Below are 18,845 nucleotides of genomic sequence, written 5' to 3'. Positions count from 1 at the left end.
CCCAGTTGAGCAGTGCATTATAGGCACTGCTCATCACTTTGTAAAAGATTTAAAATAATGTAATTTTTATTGACAATTTCGTAATGAACAGAGTATTATAGAGTAAAGACAATGTCGACAATCGACAAGCTCTTATTTGTGTTCCAAATTTATACATGACACATTTACTATAGTAAGAGGTTTATTTTAATTAAAAGTTGTCAAATACAACATTAAGGTTACCCTCCTTGTAAAAAAAGTAACCGCTTTCAAAGATTTGCTACAAGAATGCACGAAGGAAGTGATATTGATGTTAACTTTTTCTGTTTCGGAGTTTAAGGAGAGGATGGCACGGACGAAACAGCGCATGTTGGATGCCGGGGTTGATATGCTGATGATCACCGATCCTGCGAATATGAACTATCTTACCGGCTATGATGCCTGGTCCTTTTATGTTCATCAAATGCTGATTGTAATGTTGGATGAAGAGCAGCCAATATGGGTAGGGCGCGGTCAGGATGCAAGTGCAGCTGAGTATACGACGTGGCTTGATGGCGGACATATAATACCTTATGGTGATCACTATGTACAATCGGCAGTACGGCATCCAATGGATTTCGTCTGTGATTTATTAAAAGAAAGGAAACGTGATAAACAGACAATCGCGGTGGAACTTGATGCGTACTATTTTACTGCAAGGTCATATATGCAGTTAACACAAGGTCTTCCGGATGCGAAATTTAAAGACGGTACAAATATGGTTAACTGGGTACGGATAATCAAGTCAGATCAGGAAATAAGCTATATTAAAAAAGCAGCTGAAATTTCCGAAAAGGCAATGCATGTGGCTTTTGAAACAATTAATGAAGGAGTCCGTGAGTGTGATGTTGTAGCAGCAATTTCACACGCACAAATCAGAGGTACAGAAGATTTCGGAGGGGATTATCCATCCATTGTTCCGTTGCTGCCTACGGGTGAAAAAACATCAGCAGCACATCTGACATGGACGGATGACAGATTTAAACATGGTGATCCTGCCATTATTGAGCTGGCCGGTTGTTACAGGCGTTATCATTCGCCATTGGCCCGGACCGTGGTAATCGGACAGCCTAATGATGATATGAAGTATGTGTCTGATGTTGTGGTGGAAGGTATTAATGCTGTGCTTGATGCAGTTAAGCCCGGTATTTCGTGTGAGGAACTTGAAATAATCTGGCGTCAGGTTATTGAACGACGCGGTATTAAGAAAGAATCACGTATGGGGTATTCGATGGGACTTAACTACCCGCCGGATTGGGGAGAGCATACAGCGAGTCTCCGTCCAGGTGACAGAACAATTCTGGAGCCTAATATGACATTCCATTTGATTCCGGGTATTTGGATGGATAATATGGGTGTCGAAATCAGCGAATCATTTCTTGTGACCGAAACCGGATGTAAGGTTCTTGCTGATTTCCCACGTGAGTTGTATGTGAAACCGAATATCCGTCTTGCTTGATTAATAGGATTTTTAGATTAATAATGAGGTTGGAACAAAAAGTGTTTTATCAAAAGAAAAGAAGAATTAATGTGATAGGCTCAGCCGCTCCGGAAATATACTTCGCTTTCACTTTCGAGCATAAGTGCGACATCAGCTTTAGAAAACTTGGTTGTCACCAAGCCTTTAGATGACAGCCATAGTTGCACTTATGCAGTAAGAAAGTTTTATACTTTCTTATCTGCCAAGAAAAACACTTTCGCTGTGTCTTCTTTACCGCGGGCGGCTGTTGAGCCCTCCTCGTGCTTGGTGCTCGTCGTGTTGCAAGCATATTCGGGGAAGCAGCACTCCTCGCAACTCGTAGCAGATTCGGTAGAAGTAGTGCTCGTCGCACTGCGGGGTCTCATCTAGGCCTTTCCTCCCGCGGGAGTCTACGTATATTTCCTCCGCTAGTTCCTTGAATTGTTCGTCTTTTAATTTTTACTTTCTGATTACCCAACCTCATTGTATTTTACAACAACCCTATTTATCTTTCCAAACACTCTCATCAACTAGATTGGCAGGTTTTTCACCGTTCAATCCGGCTTCAAGATTATCTGCTGCCAACTCCGACATTTTCAGTTCAGTTTCCACGGTGGAAGAACCGACGTGCGGAGTAGTGACAACATTTTTCATCTTTAAAAGTGGGTTGTCAGCATTGATTGGCTCCTGTTCAAATACGTCAAGTGCGGCAGCGGCAATTTCACCTTGTTCAAGTGCTTCAATCAGATCCTCTTCGACAACTGTTTTTCCGCGTGAGCTGTTGACGAAAATAGCAGACTTTTTCATCCGCTGAAATTCTTTTTTACCTAGCATTCCTTCCGTTTGTTCAGTCAATGGTGTAATCATGCAGACAAAATCAGATGTCTCGAGTAATTCATCCAGTTCACAGTACTTCGCCCCAAATCGCTCTTCGGCATCCGGTTTGCTGGAGCGGCTGTGATACCGGATTTCCATGTCAAAGCCGAAATGTGCCCGTTGTGCAATGGCACTGCCAATTCGGCCCATCCCGATAATTCCCAGTGTTTTATGGTGTACATTCGTGCCGAAAAGTTCCGGACCGACTGCTTCGGAAGTCCAGTTGCCGTTTTTTACATAGTTATCCAATTCGGGAATTCTTCTGGCCGCAGCAATTAAAATTCCAAAAGCAGTATCAGCTACCGTGTCCGTCAGCACGCCCGGAGTGTTGGTTGCCATTACGTTTTTTTCTTTGAGTGCATTCAGATCCAGGTTACTGTAACCGACCGAAACATTACTGATGATTTTCAGGTTGGGAGCGTGCTCCAGCAACTCACGGTCAACCGGCAGCTCCAGTCCTATGATTCCGTCCGCTTCATGAAGAAAGTTAAGAAATTCGGAGTCGTTTTTCGTGTCGACATTTTTAAAAAACTGTACATCATATTGGTCCTGAAGTCGTTTCAGTACAGGCTTTTCCACCCGATTATATGCCAGTATCTTCTTCTTCATTGTTCTCCTCCCCTTTTTGCCAAAAAATGAAATCAGAATTAATTCAAACGTAGCCGTATAATGGCGGGAAGTCAACCAAAAAATATATAAAAACCGCACCGTGTTAGCAGCAAGTGGTGTGTTTTTTTTGAAAAGTCTGCTATCACTTAATTAAAAGATTTAAAATTATTAGATTGCAATTGACAATCCGAATAGTCTGAATTATGATGGAACTATAAGTTAATGTCGACAATCGACATAAAACATATGCAGAAAAAATGCAGAAGGGGAGTCCGGTAATGGGCGATGATAATATTATCGTGCAAAAACCACTGAGTGAATTGATTGCCGATCAGTTAAAAAAGGATATCTGGAGTGAATCAATCAAATTTGGCGACCGTCTGCTGGAAACAGATTTGGCTGAGCACTTTGATGTCAGCAGAAGCACGATACGGGAAGCATTTAAAATTCTGGAAACAGAGGAGTTGATCGTCAGTAAAGCTCGAAAAGGAACGTATGTAGCGGATTTTACCGAACAGGATTTAAATGAAATTATCGAATTGCGTACACTTATTGAATCACAGGCGTTTAAAAAGGCAATGCCCAAACTTGATGAACAACAACTTGAAAAGCTGAAAAAGATTACGGAACAAATGAAAATAAAGGCGGATGAACATGACTGGAACGGATTATTTGACCTGGATATGGAGTTTCACAGTTTTGTTGTGAACTTATGTGGGAATGCAAGAATTGTAAGGATTTATAATTCACTTCAGGTGCAAATCCGGACCTTTCTCATGCATTTGGATCAATATTATTCAAGTCCGCAGTCATTTTACCGGGAACATGAGGAATTACTCCAGACGCTGATTTCAAAGGATAAGGATGCTGTAGTGAAAAGGGTCAGCAACCATATTGAATATGTCGAGGAGAAACTGCTCGGGGTAAATGATGAAAACCGTGTGAATGCCAATTAGATTCCGTTATATTTCCGGGAATCTGAAACTATAAATATATCAGGGAGGCTGATCGAGATGAGTAGAAAATTTGCAGATGTAAAAACCGAATTGCCGGGACCAAAGGCAAAGGAACTGCTTGATCGCAGGCATGATATCGTTCCACAAGGGGTAGGTTATGGAATTCCGACATTTGTGGAATCTGCTAAAGGTGCACTGTTAAATGATGTTGACGGCAATAAATTTATCGATTTTGCCGGAGCTATCGGCTGTATTAACGTCGGACACAGTCATGGTACGGTGACGGAAGCACTGCATGATCAGGTTGACCGTTATATTCATACCGGTTTTAATGTCATGATGTATGATCCATATATTGAATTTGCGGAGAAGTTGGCAGCGCTTGCACCGGGGAGCTTTGATAAGAAGGTAATGTTTCTGAACAGTGGTGCTGAAGCGAATGAAAATGCAGTCAAAATTGCCCGTAAATATACGAATCGTCAGGCGGTTGTTTCATTTACCGGCGGTTTTCACGGACGTACATTGATGACCATGACCATGACCGGAAAAGTAAAACCGTACAAATATGAATATGGACCGTTTGCACCGGAAGTTTACCATGCGCCATATCCATATCATTATCGCCGGCCTGAATCGATGAATGAAGAAGATTATTCGGACTACATGCTGCAGCAAGTTGAGGACTTCTTCGTTAAAGAAGTTGATCCAACGCAAGTGGCAGCATTCATCATGGAACCGGTTCAGGGCGAAAGCGGATTTATTGTTCCGGATAAAAAGTTTGTGCAGGGCGTTTATGACCTGTGTAAACAACACGGCATATTGTTCATTGCCGATGAAATCCAGACAGGGTTTGGACGTACGGGGAAATATTTCGCAATGGAGCATTTCAGAGTTGAACCGGATCTGGTTGCGATTTCCAAATCGATGGCTGCCGGCCTGCCAATCAGCGGTATTATTGGCAGAAAAGAAGTAATGGACGGTGCAAATCCCGGTGAATTGGGCGGCACATATTGCGGAAGTCCGCTTGGCTGCCGTGCCGGTATTGCTGTGCTTGATGTGATGGAAAAAGAAAATATTCCGGCACGCGGAGAAAAAATCGGAAAGCGTGTCATGGAAAAGTTCAAAGAGATGTATGGAAAATATGATGTGATTGGTGATTACCGCGGTCTTGGTGCCATGTGTGCATTGGAACTGGTGAAAGACAGGGAAACGAAAGAGCCGGCAAAAGAACAGACTGCACAGGTTTTACAGGAGGCTCACAAACGCGGCTTAATTGTGCTGAAAGCAGGTGTTTATGACAATGTTGTCCGTCTGTTGATGCCTTTAGTGATCACTGACGAACAGCTGGAGGAAGGATTGGAGCTGTTGGAAGAATCAGTTGAAGCAGTAATGGCTGGAGCAACGAAATAAACAGAATTGGAGTGTTGTAAAAATGGCTGACGTAAAAAACTATTTGATGCATATAAATGGAGAATGGGTCGGAGATGAACTGGAAACAAAGGATGTTACCAATCCTGCAACCGGAGAAGTTATCGGCACGGTGCCAAATGGCGGTGAGTCCGAGGGTGCCAAGGCTGTGGAAGCAGCCCATAACGCTTTTGATTCCTGGTCAAATCTGACAGCTTATGAACGATCCGGCTATTTGAAAAAGCTGAATAATCTAATGCTCGAACATGAAGATGAGCTTGCTCGGATGATGACACTGGAAATGGGAAAGCCAATGAAGGAATCTCGTGGTGAGGTAAAATATGCTGCCTCATTTCTTGAGTGGTTTGCTGAGGAGGCAAAACGCGTCTATGGTGAAACGATACCCACGCATGCAGCTGATAAACGGCTGCGTGTATGGAAAAAACCGGTCGGGGTTGCAGCAGCGATCACACCATGGAACTTCCCGGCCGCCATGCTGACCCGTAAAATGGGTCCAGCGCTCGCTGCGGGCTGCACATTCATTATGAAGCCATCCGGTGAAAGCCCGCTTACAGCAGTGAAATTGATGGAGCTTTGTGAGGAAGCTGGAATTCCAAAAGGTGTCGTAAACTTGGTCACTGGGTCTTCATCCAAAATAACGAAAGCATTCATGGGGGATGAGCGTGTCCGCAAGATAACGTTCACTGGTTCAACTGAAGTCGGTAAAACGCTGATTAAGCAAAGTGCAGATTACGTGAAAAATGTTTCCCTGGAACTTGGCGGTCATGCACCATTGCTTGTTTTGGATGATGCCGATGTTGATATTGCGGTCAAAGGGTTGATGGCATCAAAATTCCGCAATGCCGGGCAAACTTGTATTTGTGCTAACCGGATTTACGTACAGGATGGTATTTATGACCAGTTCGTTGAAAAAATCACGGAAGCTGTCAAAGGCCTGAAAGTAGGAAATCCGGAAGAAGATTCTACTGACATTGGTCCGCTGATCAATCAGGATGGACTGGATAAAGTGAAACACCACGTCAAAGATGCGGTTGAAAAAGGTGCCGAAGTCCATTTCGGCGGAGAGTCCGAGAATAACGGATTGTACTTTGAACCAACCGTATTGTCAAATGCGAACCCATCCATGGTAATGATGCAGGAGGAAACGTTCGGGCCTGTCATTCCAATTCAAAAAGTAGGTTCTGAGGAAGAAGCTATTAAACTGGCAAATGATACACCATTTGGCCTTGCTGCATATGTCTTTACGGAAAATGCAGCACGAGGCACAAGGGTAATCGAACAGCTTGATTATGGTATTGTCGGCTGGAACAATGGTGCTCCGTCTGCTGCTCAGGCACCATTCGGTGGTATGAAGGAAAGCGGACTTGGGCGAGAAGGCGGACATGAAGGAATGGATGCCTTTGTTGAGTCACAGTACGTTTCCATGGGCATGGAATAATACCCTGCTAATCGTTGGGAGCGGCTCAGTTTGTAGGTACAGAGGGGACGGATTTCAATGAAGGAATTGATTGAAAGCAAGCATGCGCCACAGCCAAGCGGACCGTATTCACAAGGGATAAAGTCCGGTGATTTTATCTTTGTTTCCGGTCAGGATGGTGCCTCAGGCGGGGATACCATCGCCGGGCAAACTGCTGCCAGCCTCAATCAAATTAACAGTATTCTGGCTGAAAAAGGTGCCGGGCTGGAAAAAATCGTTCACATGACGTGCCATCTTTCCGAATTGAATGAAACAACTGCCGAAGAATTTAATCGTGTTTACGCGGATTATTTTAAAGAAGTGGCAAAAAAGCCAGCTCGAATTACGACGGGAAGTCAACTGCTGGGTGCAGCGAAAGTGGAAATTACCGCAATCGCAGAATTGAGTTGATTGGGGCAGGGGGCAGTCGATACAGCCCCCTGTCTTTTTCAACCGCGGATAGAATTAGAACTACATGGACTTTTGGAAAGGGGGGCATCCGATGAATAGTAGAGAACAAGCAGAAAAATTGATATCACAGCTTTCTGCATGGCGGCGGCATATTCATATGAATCCTGAATTGAGTTTTGACGAAGTGGATACCTCCCGCTTTGTTGCACAAAAATTGCAGGAGATTCCCGGAATGAAAGTGGAAACCGGTGTCGGGTTTCCAACTGCAGTGGTTGGCACACTTTCATCCGGAAGCGGCCGCACAATAGCCATCCGTGCTGATATGGATGCTTTGCCGGTACAGGAAGAAAACGGGCATGGTTTCAAGTCCAGAAAAAAGAATGTTATGCATGCATGTGGACATGATGCACATACAGCTATAGGTTTGGGGGCAGCAACGTTGCTTGGCGAACTTTTTCAAAATGGTAAGCTGACAGGAACAGTAAAATTCCTGTTCCAGCCCGCTGAGGAACGTGCAGATGATTTAGGGTCTACAGGTGCACCGTATTTGATCCAGTCGGGTGTGCTGAAAGATGTGGACCGTGTCATTGCGTTGCATATGAGCCCTGAGGATTTGTTTGGCGAGGTGAAAGTGCATGATGGCTATAGCATGGCAGCCGGTGATGTGTTCGAAGCAAAAATCCACGGATCAGGCGGTCATGGAGCATACCCGCACCTGGCATTGGATCCGATGTGGATGCTTGGTCCCGTATTTTCGACGGTCCATGGTATTGTTTCCCGCAGGATATCGCCGTTGGACGCCGGTGTGATCAGCATTGGCAGTATTGAAAGCGGCTTTGCCAGTAATGTGATTCCATCAGACGTAACAATAAAGGGTACAATACGCAGTTACCGTCCGGAAGTCCGTGATGTGCTGCACAAAGAATTAGATAAGGCTTTTTCACTGGTGAAACCACTCGGAGGCGAATATGACTTGTCGATTCGGGCAGAAGATCCAGCATTGGCAAATGATCCGGCCGTAAACCAGGCAATCCGTAAAGTATTCAATGATCTTTATCCGGATTATACGATTAAAAACATGCCATTTGGACTCGGTGGTGAAGATTTTGCGCACATGACCAAAACCGTTCCAGGTGCAATGTTCTTTCTTGGATGCGGTTTAGATGATGGGGAAAGTCGCAACCTGCATACTCCAAATTTTGATATTGACGAACGGGTGTTGCCGGTCGGCGCTGCCATTTTTACTGAAGCAGCCAGACAGTTTTTAACCAAAACCGACTGAATGTTGATGCTGGAGACCAAAATATGATCCTTAAATAGAATGGTATATCTATCTTATTCAAAAAGGAGGGATAGATTGGCAGATAAGGAGCTTTCGTTAAAGGATATCTGGCTGGCGAAGAAGCTGATTTCACCATACGTACCGAAATCACCGCTGATTTATTCACCAGCACTTTCTGAGGCAGCTGGTGCTTCCGTTCACTTGAAACTTGAAAACATGAACCCGAGCGGCTCATTTAAAATAAGGGGAGCGGCAAATAGGATTCTCAGTTTATCAGAGAAGGAAAGAGAGCGGGGTATAACCACTTTTTCAACCGGGAACTTCGGTTTGAGTGTTGCCTATATGGCAAAAAAACTCGGAATTAAGGCAGTTATTTGTATCTCTAAACGGGTTCCAAACGGGAAAGTGGAGGCACTACAGACTTCCGGTGCTACGGTTGAAATTTATGGAGAGTCACAAGACGACGCTGAAGCGCGCAGTTATGAACTGGAAAGGGAAGAAGGGTTTACTGTCATTCACCCTTTCGATGATTCGCACATTATTGCAGGCCAAGGTACAATCGGATTGGAGCTGTTTGAAGATTTGCCGGAAGTGAATACAGTACTCGGCGGACTGTCCGGCGGTGGACTGCATTCTGGTCTGGGTGTGGCCTTGAAGGAAACAAACCCGCGCATTTGGCTTGTTGGCTTGTCAACGGCAAACGGTGCAGCGATGTATGCCAGTCTTCAGGCAGGAAAACCGGTGGAGATTGAGGAAAATAATACACTTGCCGATAGTCTTCTTGGCGGGATTGGCCTGCATAATCAATATACGTTTCAGATGGTTCAAAAATATGTTGATGAGCTTTTATTAATGAATGAACAGGAATTTGCCGACGGGATGACTTTCATGCTTGATCAGCACAAAATGATCATCGAAGGGGCGGCGGCTTCCGGAATTGGAGCACTGCTGCATCAGAAAGTTAAGCCGGGTTCACAGGTTGCAGTGATCGTCACGGGAAGCAGTGTTGACACCACTGTTATTCAAAAGCTGATGAAGCAATCCGAAAATATGCAGGGAGGTTTTTTGCATGAGTAAAATATTATTCAATAACGAGATTATCGAGCGTAATAATATTGTAGATATTGAAGATCGAGCCTATCAGTTTGGTGATGGGATTTACGAGGTTATCGGCGTGTACAATGGTACGCCATTGATGCTTGATGAGCATATGGAGCGGCTGAAAAGAAGTGCCCGCGAAATCCGGCTTAACCTGCCTGAGCCGACTGCAAACTTGAAACGCAGACTGGAAGAACTCGTCTCTGTCAACGATTTGGAAGAAGGGATCATTTATATGCAGATTTCCAGGGGGATTGCCTCAAGGGAACATTATTTCCCGGGTGATGATGTACCACCTGTGACAGTTGCATATACAAGGGAAGAAGATAGAATGACCGATGTGGAGGATCAAGGTGCAAAAGCTGTGCTTGCAGATGATATCCGCTGGCTCCGTTGTGACATTAAGACATTGAACCTGTTGCCGAATGCGATGGCCAAACAGGAAGCAGTGGAAAATGGTGCTGTTGAAGCTATTTTGCACAGAGGGAATACCGTGACCGAAGCAAGTGCATCGAATGTATTTATGGTAAAAGATGGTGCATTATATACGCATCCAGCTGATAATTATATTCTGAATGGCATTACCCGAAAAAAATTATTGCAATTAGCTTCTGAACTGGGAATTAAAACACATGAAGAAACATTTACCGTTGATGAACTGCTCGCAGCCGATGAAGTGTTTGTTTCGGCGACAAAATTGGATGTCATCCCAATTTTAAAAGTGGATGATCATACGATTGATAACGGCTTACCGGGAAACATCACGCAAAAACTGGTCAAAGCATTCCGTTCGTTGTATGAGCAGGACCCTGAAAGCAAGGCGTAAGCAGATATATTCCGAGAATGGCCGGAGCCGATTTTCCGGACAAAATAATTTCTTCTTTATCAGGTCAAAAAAAGGGGGAATGGTGTATGCAGCATACTGCAATGATAACATCACATAATCCAACGGTGGCGGAAGTGGATCTCAGGGCATTTCACGAAAACGTCCAGAATATGAAAAAGCTGATACACGATGATTGTATGCTAATGGCGGTCATCAAGACAAATGCATATGGGCATGGAGTCGTACCGATCGGCAAGGAAGCTGTCAGAGCCGGGGCAGACCGTATAGGTGTTACGGCAGTAGAGGAAGGGGCATTGCTGCGTGAAAGCGGAATTGATGTTCCAATTCATCTGCTGGGTTCCATTACCTTTGAACAGGCCGGTGATGTGATTGAATATGAATTGACACCGTTTGTTGCATCTGCTGAATTGGCAAAAACCATGAGTGCAGAAGCGATAAAGCGAAATATAACCGTGCCACTGCATGTCAAAATGGACACAGGTCTGCACCGGTTTGGGATGGATCCGAATGAGATGCTGTCCTTTTGTGAAACGTGCTATGATCTTCCCGGTATTTGCTGGGAAGGTATTTATACACACTTTTCCAGTGCCGATGAAGGGGAATGGGAAAAAACAAAACGGGAATATCAGCTGTTTCGCGATACCGTAGCAGAGCTCGAGAATAATGGCTTCCATTTTCCAATCAAACATACGGCGGCATCGACTATCACAATTGAGCGGCCGGATTTGCATCTTAATATGGTACGGCCTGGCATTGCATTGTTTGGCTATGCCCCTGCATTACGTCACCGAAAAATGGTTTCGTTAAAGTCAGTTATGCGGTTACGATCAAAGCTTGTCCGGGTACGGGAACTTCCGCCTGAAACCCCTGTTGGTTACGGCGGCAGTTATGTCACCAAAGGCAGGGAAAAAATTGCAGTTGTTCCAATTGGGCTTGGTGATGGGTATCATCTTGCGCTATCCAACAAGGGACAAATGCTTGTCAGGGGACAACGGGCCGGTATTGTTGGGGCTATCTCACTGGATCAGACCCTGATTGATGTCACGCATATTGATGGCGTTACGGAGGGTGATGAAGTCATTATAATGGGCAGACAGGGTGAAGATGAAATCTTAGCACCGCAAATAGCGGACTGGATGGGCAGTAATGTTGATGAAGTGCTGGCAAGTTTGATGATGCGGGTTCAACGTGAATATATTTAGCAGCTAAAAAGAGTAAAATTTTCTTAATGCATGAGTACAACGAAGACCGTCACCTAAAGGCTTGAAGACAATTAAACTTTCTAATAATGTCAGAAAGAATAAGTTATGGTTGACCTTATAAGAAAAACTTCGGCACGCGCTATAAGGCGAGGCGAATGCCGAGTTTTTCTAAAATTCCGATTAGGGAAGGAAGTTTCAGATGGACTTTTTATCAGTTGTACCACCACTTGTTGCTGTCGTTTTGGCGATTGTTACGAAGCGGGTTTTGCTCTCATTGTTTATCAGTATCTGGGTTGGTGGAATGATCGCAGCGGGCGGTGATCCGTTTGAGGGTGTCGGGATTACCTTCACCTGGATGAAGGATGTCATGACGGATCCGTGGAATGCCCGCTTTCTGGTTATGACCGCGCTGCTGGGGACTGGTGCAGCATTCATGTTCAAGACTGGCGGATCTGATGGTCTTATCAAACTGCTGGAAATGAAATTGACCACTAAGAAACGTGTGCAGTTTTTGCCGTATGTATTGGGGATTGTTATTTTCTTCAATGATTACGTGAACTCGGTAATCGTCGGGAATGCTTCCAAAGATATAACAGCCAAGCATAAAATTTCGCGGGAAAAACTAGCGTACATATTGGACTCAACAGCTGCTCCCATGGCAACACTCGGCCCGGTTTCAGATTGGATTGGCTTCCAGGTTTCACTAATTGCCGCTGCGTTTGCCGGTATCAGTATAACCGGAGCCGAACCGTATTTTGTATTTTTGCAGTCGATTCCATGGAACTTTTATGCGATTCTTTGTCTGATAGCTGTTCCGATGATAATTGCGATGAAGGATTTTGGCCCGATGGCAAAAGCGGAACAGAGAGCGGAAACAACCGGTCAGCTGATTCCAGAGGGTTCCACTCCATTGTCATCTGTGGATCAGGATCTGGGCAAGCCATTTAAGAAAGAAGGAAGTGTATGGAGTTTTATTATTCCGCTTGTTACATTAATCGGGGTAAGTGTCTGGGCGTTGTGGTTCACAGGTGGCGGTGCTGACGGAAAGTCCATTATGGATGCCCTGGCTGATACGAAAGTTGCTGTTTCGCTGACATGGGGCGCATTTGCGATGACGCTGGCTGGTATGATCATTGCACTTTTTCAGGGAATGGATTTAAAAACGTGCGAGGATACGCTTCTGGGCGGGATTCGCACGATGCTGCCGGCACTCATTATCATTGTCCTGGCATGGTCAATCGGTACGGTAACCTCGGAACTGGGAACTGCCGAATTTGTTGTCAGTGCAACGGAAAGCTGGATGACTGCAGCACTCATTCCGTTCCTGGTGTTCATTATCGGCATGTTTATCTCGTTTGCAACGGGAACATCGTGGGGTACGATGTCGATTTTAACCCCGATTGCTATTCCGCTAGCCTACAGTTTTGGCGGCTTGGATCTTGTGCAAATCGTAATTGGTGCCGTGTTTGCAGGAGCCATTTTCGGTGATCATGTTTCGCCAATTTCCGATACAACCGTCATGGCATCCATATTTGCCGAATCGGATCATATCGCACACGTCAATACACAAATTCCGTATGCATTGATACCTGCAGGAATAGCTGCCGTACTTTTTCTTTCCTATTCCATTGTAGGAAATGGATTTGTTCTACTGATTGCAGGAATTATTATTCAGTACTTCCTAATTAGGTATCTTGGGAATCGGCATAAACAAAAAATAATAGATGAGCAGAAATTGCAAGCCTGACAGGAACAGATCGCAGTTAAGAGGAGGCAATGTATGAAGACGATTAATATAGCACTTGTTCCGGGGGATGGGATTGGACCGGAAGTCGTTGCAGAAGGAGTAAAAGTATTAAAGGCGATTGAAAGAATGGATGAACATCTTTCGTTTTCGTTTACGGAATTTCCGTGGGGGTGTGAGCATTATCTGCAGGAAGGAAAAATGATGGCTGATGATGGGATTGAACAGCTGAAAGCATTTGATGCCATCTATCTTGGCGCTGTGGGGTATCCTGGTGTACCGGACCATATTTCACTGTGGGATCTTTTGCTGAAAATCCGGAAAGAATTTGATCAATATGTGAATCTTCGTCCGGTAACACTTTTGGATGAGTCATTAACCCCTTTAAAATCCCGAACGGAAAAAGATATTGATTTTCTGGTAATCCGTGAGAATAGTGAAGGCGAATATGCAGGAGCCGGTGATCGATTGTTTGCAGGAAAGCCGGAAGAAGTTGTTCTGCAGACTGGAGTTTTTTCCCGGAAAGGTACGGAGCGGATCATCCGTTATGCATATGAGGAGGCACAGCGCACAGGAAAAACACTCACCAGTGTCAGTAAAGGAAATGCATTGAACTATTCGATGGTATATTGGGATGAAGTGTTTGAGGAGGTCGGTATGGAATATCCGGATGTCGAAACCTATTCCTATTTGGTCGATGCCGCTAGTCTGTATTTTGTCAATGACCCCGGCAGGTTTGAGATTGTTGTTACGTCAAATCTCTTTGGGGATATTTTGACGGATTTGGGTGCCGCATTGACTGGCGGATTGGGACTGGCAACCGGGGCAAATGTGAACCCGGAAAAGGAGTTCCCATCCATGTTTGAGCCTGTGCACGGATCTGCACCGGATATTGCCGGCAAAGGACTTGCCAATCCGCTCGCTGCAATCTGGTCTGTCAGTCAGATGCTGGACTTTTTCAATGAGGAACGATGGGGCGCGGAAGTCCTTGAAGTCATCCGGGAAATAATTAAGGAAAAAGATAATCTTACCCCCGACCTTGGTGGGAAGGCGTCGACTGCTGATGTAGGCGGCAGCGTTGCAAGTATGCTGGAGAGTCGAAAATAGAAGGTAATATAAAAGGATAGCCCGTATAGAGCAGGCTATCCTTTCGTTTATTCCATCCTGTTTAATGCATGATCCCCTAACTGTGTAATCACCATGTCATCCATTGGCGGATTGTGAATTCCGGCGCGGACGTCGCGGTAATAGCGTTGGAGTGGATTTTTTGCTGATAAGCTGCGTGCTCCGGCAACCCTCATTGCAAGGTCAACAATTTCCACTGCCTGGTTTACGACCGATACTTTGACTGCTCCCAGTTCAGGCTGCATATTTGCCCTTATTTCCGCACTGCTTGCATCCCATTTTGCTGCAACACTGTACAGAAAGCTGGAACTTTGCATGATACGAAGTTCCATTTGGCCGAGCTTTTCTTTCACATTCGGCAGTTCCGAAATAGTCCCGTTAATGCTGTTAGGTGAATATTCCGAAGCAAACTTTGTCGCATATTCCTGTGCGGCACGGGCGATGCCAAGGTAACACGCCGGGATGTGCAGCAGCCAGCCGGCAGGAGCTTTCTTTCCTGGGGTCAGATAGCCGATCAAATCATCTTCGTTAACATGCACATTTTCAAGAACAAGGTCATGGCTTCCACTTGCTTTCATGGCGGTGGAGTCCCATGTTTCATCAACACTTACGCCTTCCAGTTCGCGTCTGATTAAAAAGTTACCAACTTGATCCGAGTCTTCAATGGTTGCACTCACAACTGCATACGAAAGAATTGGTGCCATCGTTGTAAATGTCTTTCGGCCGGTAATCACCCAGCCGTCACTGGATTGTTTGGCGGTTGTTTCAGGTTTTCCACCGCGTGTCGGACTACCTGTCGCAGGTTCTGTTGCCGCATTGTTTAACAACGCCCCGGTTTCTTTGACGTCATCGGCAAACGCCTGAAACTTCTTCCGGTCCCATGTTTCATTTTCACCAGTATGTTTCGTGATTCCCATATGCCAGCCAATAGAAAGAGATGTTGCACCATCAGCCTCCGCAATGATTTCCTGATGCCGCAGCATCTCACACAGGGAAATGCCGATCCCGCCGAACTTTTCCGGAATGGTCAGTGCCGGATATCCGATGTCTTTCAGGTCGTTGAAGTTATCAAATGGGAATGTTCCTTCCCTGTCGTGTATTGCGCCCCGCTGATTGAATGGTTTTACCGTCTCCCGCATCAGCTCAAGACGTTCTTCCATCGTATTTAAATCGGTTAATTTTTTCATTATAAATCACTCACTTTTATTCCAATTAATGATGTCGGATTTACATATCTATTATTCCATTTACGTTTTTTAAGTTCAAGAAAAGAAACTGGAGTAGATTGCTAATTGTGAAAAACGAGCATATCCGCCCCGGAACCAAGCATATCGGAACTGAATTCGAGCATATAAGGTGTGAAAACGAGCATAAATTCCTTGCCCCGCTTTTTAATGGAGAGAAGCGGAATTACTTGCCGGATTTTCAAAAATCGCACATAAAGCTCCCGAAACCGCACATTTCAAGTCTGAAACCGCACATAAAGCATATAAAAGCGCACATATCACATGCGAAATCGCACATAAATCTAATTCCTCAGCTTAATAGAATCATATACAAAGCGGAACCCGGATCAGTCGGATTCTACTTTGTATAAGTATATTTTCCATGGTGAATCAGCTGTTGTGAAGCTGCGTTCAAATCGTAAATTGTTTTGTCGGTGGTTCTGAATCGGCAATGCTGAGAGAACGTAATCACCGCCGAGATTCCTCAGTGCTGATGTGTTAATTTCAAGGTTATCCAATACTTTATTGCTGTTTTTGGTAAATAAATAATGTTTGCCGAGTTCAGCGACGTACATATACAGGCGGCTTCCCCATGTGTCAAAGTAATTTTCGAGCGTGTTATTTTTCTCCAGTTCCGGCGCAATGATTTTCCGGAACTTTTGCTTATAGGAAAGCGGGAGGCTGTTGTTGTACGTATCGAGCGTGTAAAAACCGTTGTACTGGGAAATTGTCGGGTGCATGGCAATGCTGACAACACGATATTCTGATGGTTCTTTCCCGATATAGTCCTTAATGTTTTCAAACAAATCAACTGAATAAAACTCAGAAAATGTTGGTGTATCGATTCTGCTGTATTTAATTTCCTCGTTCAGTCCTGCCAGAATTCCAAGTTGGGCTACTATAAGAACGGAAGCAAGCACCTTTCCGTATGGCAAGTGTCTCCATAAAATCCACAATGCCAAGGCAAAACAGATGTACCAGATCACAGGGTCAAGAAAATGGATGCGGCTGAAATTAAACGTGTTGGCAATCATGAAGTTATCTTTGACAATCCGCCAGCCTTCCCAGTACCAAAAGGCATACCAGAGGGACAGAAGTGCATTGAATAAAAACAGTCCGATCAGCAGCTTGGGTTTGATATGACGCCAGGCTGCTACCAGAAATGCCAAAATAATTGCAGGAATGATAATGTTCCTGTGGACAGCCATGTCATGTGTATGCCCATTAATAAAATTGTCCACAAACAATTCAAGCGTATCGGCTAAATTGTTGTGGCCGAGGTTAAGGTTTTCCCTGTGTGATGTGAATCCGTCACTGAAAAACATGTTATAAATCAAGATATAATTTTTGACCAGGTACAGTGCCGTCATCGATGCGATAGCGGTAAAAAATGCCCAGTTGCTTTTTTTCAGGCGAATCCAGTCAATCAGCCAAAATACACCCATCAGACCAAGAAAAAACACAAAGGTCAGGATAAAACTTGAGAAGAATGGCAGCAGAAACAAAATCACCCAATTATATTTCGCAGCATTCCAGCCATGCCCCCGAATGTTCAGGAAAACATGCAGTGCGAGCGGTAATCCCGCGATTGACAACAGTCCGGACGGCCAATACGGCAGCAGGGCAAACCCTAAAGCTGTTCCGACCGTTATCCAAGGCTGATGAACTTTGCGCTGCAACAATAAATACATGCCAAAAAATGCAGCAAACCGCATAATGGATTGCCCGATAATATATGCAGTCATTGGCTCAAAAAGCACATAAAGCCACACCACTATATCAAGCGGGGAAGCCAGTGTGCTCCGAGGCAGCCCATTAATGACATTCGGCAAGGAGGATTCCATTGAAAAAAACTGCCCGCTTTCAGCAAGGAGCTTATACCAGACAATATTCGAATCAAGGTTGTCATGGACCCGGATATGTGTATCTTCTCCCAGGATGAAATACGGCAGCAGGTAAGCGGTTATAATCAGACAGGCAAACAGAACGAGTTTATGTTCTGAAATAGCTTTTGACATGGCTCGCCACATAATCGACGGTCTCGTCTCCTATCCCGTAATATAATGGTAATCGTACAATCCGTTCACTTTCCATGGTTGTATGTTGATCTTTGCCTGCCATTTCACCATACAATTGCCCGGCATGTGAAGAGTGAAGCGGTACATAATGGGTAACGGCCATAATGTCGTGTTCAGCCAGATAGTCAATCAGATCCGGACCATCATCTGTTTTGATATAAAACATATGGGCATTATGTGTGCAGCTGTCCGGAATAAATGGAATGCCGATTTCATCCACGTCAGTAAGTGCGTTGAAATAGCTTTCCCAGGAATGCATCCGGTCGGTCAAAATATGTTTGGCATTGTGCAGCTGTACAGATAAATAAGCTGCATTGATGTCACTCAGCAGATAGGAGGATCCGATATCCCGCCAGGAATATTTGTCGACCATTCCACGAAAAAACTGCTGTCGGTTTGTGCCTTTTTCCTGTATGATTTCAGCCCGTTCAATCATATCGATATCATTAATGATTAACGCACCGCCTTCACCGCATGTGTAGTTTTTGGTTTCATGAAAACTGATGGTGCCGAAATGGCCGATTGTGCCGAGAGGTTTTCCTTTATACGAACTCATCAGTCCTTGTGCGGCATCTTCAATGACCCATAAATTGTCACGCTGGGCAATATTCATTACAGCATCCATATCACAGGCGACACCTGCATAATGGACAACGACGATTGCTTTTGTTTTACTGGTAATCGCTTGTTTAATTGCAGAAGGGGAGATGTTCATTGTTGCCGGATCCACATCTGCAAATCGAATCGATGCCCCCCTTAGTGCAAACGCATTTGCAGTAGATACAAAGGTATAGGACGGCATAATAATTTCATCACCTGGTCCTGCATCAATGAGCAATGCTGTCAATTCCAGTGCCGCTGTGCATGATGGAGTAAGCAGTGCCTTTTCACAGTTCAGCTGATTTTCCAGCCAATCCGTGCATATTTTGCCAAAGTGGCCATTTCCGGAAAGTTTATTATTTTGCAGTGCTCGGCTGATTGTTTCATCCTCTTCTCCTAAATAACATGGTTTGTTAAACGGAATCATATT

16 protein-coding genes are annotated in these 18,845 nt (G+C 44.7%); 11 read left to right on the top strand and 5 right to left on the bottom strand.

Translation table 11 applies throughout. The features are described from left to right. Positions 1 to 289: 289 nt before the first annotated feature. Complete coding sequence (locus ABD010_RS01600; RefSeq protein ID WP_343809669.1) at positions 290 to 1,477, top strand: M24 family metallopeptidase; 1,188 nt, start codon at positions 290 to 292, stop codon at positions 1,475 to 1,477. Between the two features lie 501 nt (positions 1,478 to 1,978). Here the strand turns inward: ABD010_RS01600 and ABD010_RS01595 are convergent. Further along, positions 1,979 to 2,962 (bottom strand): 2-hydroxyacid dehydrogenase, encoded by a 984-nt coding sequence (locus ABD010_RS01595; protein WP_343809667.1) that lies wholly within the window; start codon positions 2,960 to 2,962, stop codon positions 1,979 to 1,981. A gap of 278 nt (positions 2,963 to 3,240) precedes the next feature. Between ABD010_RS01595 and ABD010_RS01590 the strand changes: the two genes are divergently transcribed. The 10 genes from ABD010_RS01590 to ABD010_RS01545 all read left to right on the top strand — a co-directional run bounded on the left by ABD010_RS01590 (position 3,241) and on the right by ABD010_RS01545 (position 14,493). Then, on the top strand, positions 3,241 to 3,918 hold the full coding sequence (locus ABD010_RS01590; protein WP_343809665.1) for a GntR family transcriptional regulator: 678 nt from the start codon (positions 3,241 to 3,243) through the stop codon (positions 3,916 to 3,918). A gap of 57 nt (positions 3,919 to 3,975) precedes the next feature. Further along, a complete protein-coding gene (gene gabT, locus ABD010_RS01585; protein ID WP_343809663.1) occupies positions 3,976 to 5,328 on the top strand; it encodes a 4-aminobutyrate--2-oxoglutarate transaminase in 1,353 nt (450 codons plus the stop codon). Between the two features lie 22 nt (positions 5,329 to 5,350). Next, the gene (locus tag ABD010_RS01580) at positions 5,351 to 6,784 is read left to right on the top strand and encodes an NAD-dependent succinate-semialdehyde dehydrogenase (RefSeq protein ID WP_343809661.1); all 1,434 of its coding nucleotides are present in this window, start codon (positions 5,351 to 5,353) and stop codon (positions 6,782 to 6,784) included. Positions 6,785 to 6,841: 57 nt separating this feature from the next. Then, entirely contained in the window at positions 6,842 to 7,213 is a 372-nt protein-coding gene (locus ABD010_RS01575) for a RidA family protein (RefSeq protein ID WP_343809659.1), read from the top strand. Positions 7,214 to 7,304: 91 nt separating this feature from the next. Continuing rightward, positions 7,305 to 8,495, top strand: a complete 1,191-nt coding sequence (locus ABD010_RS01570) for a M20 metallopeptidase family protein (RefSeq protein WP_343809657.1) — start codon at positions 7,305 to 7,307, stop codon at positions 8,493 to 8,495. Between the two features lie 75 nt (positions 8,496 to 8,570). Further along, on the top strand, positions 8,571 to 9,572 hold the full coding sequence (locus ABD010_RS01565; RefSeq protein ID WP_343809655.1) for a pyridoxal-phosphate dependent enzyme: 1,002 nt from the start codon (positions 8,571 to 8,573) through the stop codon (positions 9,570 to 9,572). Next, positions 9,565 to 10,419 carry a D-amino-acid transaminase gene (gene dat / locus ABD010_RS01560; RefSeq protein ID WP_343809653.1) on the top strand — a complete coding sequence of 285 codons (855 nt, stop codon included), beginning with the start codon at positions 9,565 to 9,567 and terminating at the stop codon, positions 10,417 to 10,419. The genes ABD010_RS01565 and dat overlap by 8 nt, the downstream gene beginning before the upstream one ends. 86 nt (positions 10,420 to 10,505) lie before the next feature. Next, positions 10,506 to 11,642, top strand: a complete 1,137-nt coding sequence (alr, locus tag ABD010_RS01555) for an alanine racemase (RefSeq protein WP_343809651.1) — start codon at positions 10,506 to 10,508, stop codon at positions 11,640 to 11,642. A gap of 199 nt (positions 11,643 to 11,841) precedes the next feature. Then, positions 11,842 to 13,389 (top strand): Na+/H+ antiporter NhaC family protein, encoded by a 1,548-nt coding sequence (locus ABD010_RS01550; RefSeq protein ID WP_343809649.1) that lies wholly within the window; start codon positions 11,842 to 11,844, stop codon positions 13,387 to 13,389. Positions 13,390 to 13,422: 33 nt separating this feature from the next. Beyond that, positions 13,423 to 14,493: a tartrate dehydrogenase gene (locus tag ABD010_RS01545; RefSeq protein WP_343809647.1), complete on the top strand. Its 1,071-nt coding sequence runs from the start codon at positions 13,423 to 13,425 to the stop codon at positions 14,491 to 14,493. Between the two features lie 47 nt (positions 14,494 to 14,540). On the opposite strand, the gene ABD010_RS01540 is transcribed toward ABD010_RS01545, so the two are convergent. From ABD010_RS01540 to rffA, 4 genes are all read right to left on the bottom strand, one after another. Next, entirely contained in the window at positions 14,541 to 15,698 is a 1,158-nt protein-coding gene (locus ABD010_RS01540; RefSeq protein WP_343809645.1) for an acyl-CoA dehydrogenase family protein, read from the bottom strand. Between the two features lie 101 nt (positions 15,699 to 15,799). Further along, the gene (locus ABD010_RS01535) at positions 15,800 to 15,949 is read right to left on the bottom strand and encodes a hypothetical protein (RefSeq protein WP_343809643.1); all 150 of its coding nucleotides are present in this window, start codon (positions 15,947 to 15,949) and stop codon (positions 15,800 to 15,802) included. Positions 15,950 to 16,084: 135 nt separating this feature from the next. Continuing rightward, positions 16,085 to 17,755 carry a DUF6044 family protein gene (locus ABD010_RS01530; protein ID WP_343809641.1) on the bottom strand — a complete coding sequence of 557 codons (1,671 nt, stop codon included), beginning with the start codon at positions 17,753 to 17,755 and terminating at the stop codon, positions 16,085 to 16,087. Next, on the bottom strand, positions 17,730 to 18,842 hold the full coding sequence (rffA, locus tag ABD010_RS01525; RefSeq protein WP_343809639.1) for a dTDP-4-amino-4,6-dideoxygalactose transaminase: 1,113 nt from the start codon (positions 18,840 to 18,842) through the stop codon (positions 17,730 to 17,732). The genes ABD010_RS01530 and rffA overlap by 26 nt, the downstream gene beginning before the upstream one ends. Positions 18,843 to 18,845 lie beyond the last annotated feature (3 nt).

Origin of the sequence: Virgibacillus siamensis, from assembly GCF_039522605.1 — a bacterium.
Lineage (GTDB): Bacteria > Bacillota > Bacilli > Bacillales > Amphibacillaceae > Lentibacillus > Lentibacillus siamensis.
The sequence above is the reverse complement of the archived record's forward strand: the minus strand, read 5'-3'. Positions and strand labels throughout refer to the sequence as shown.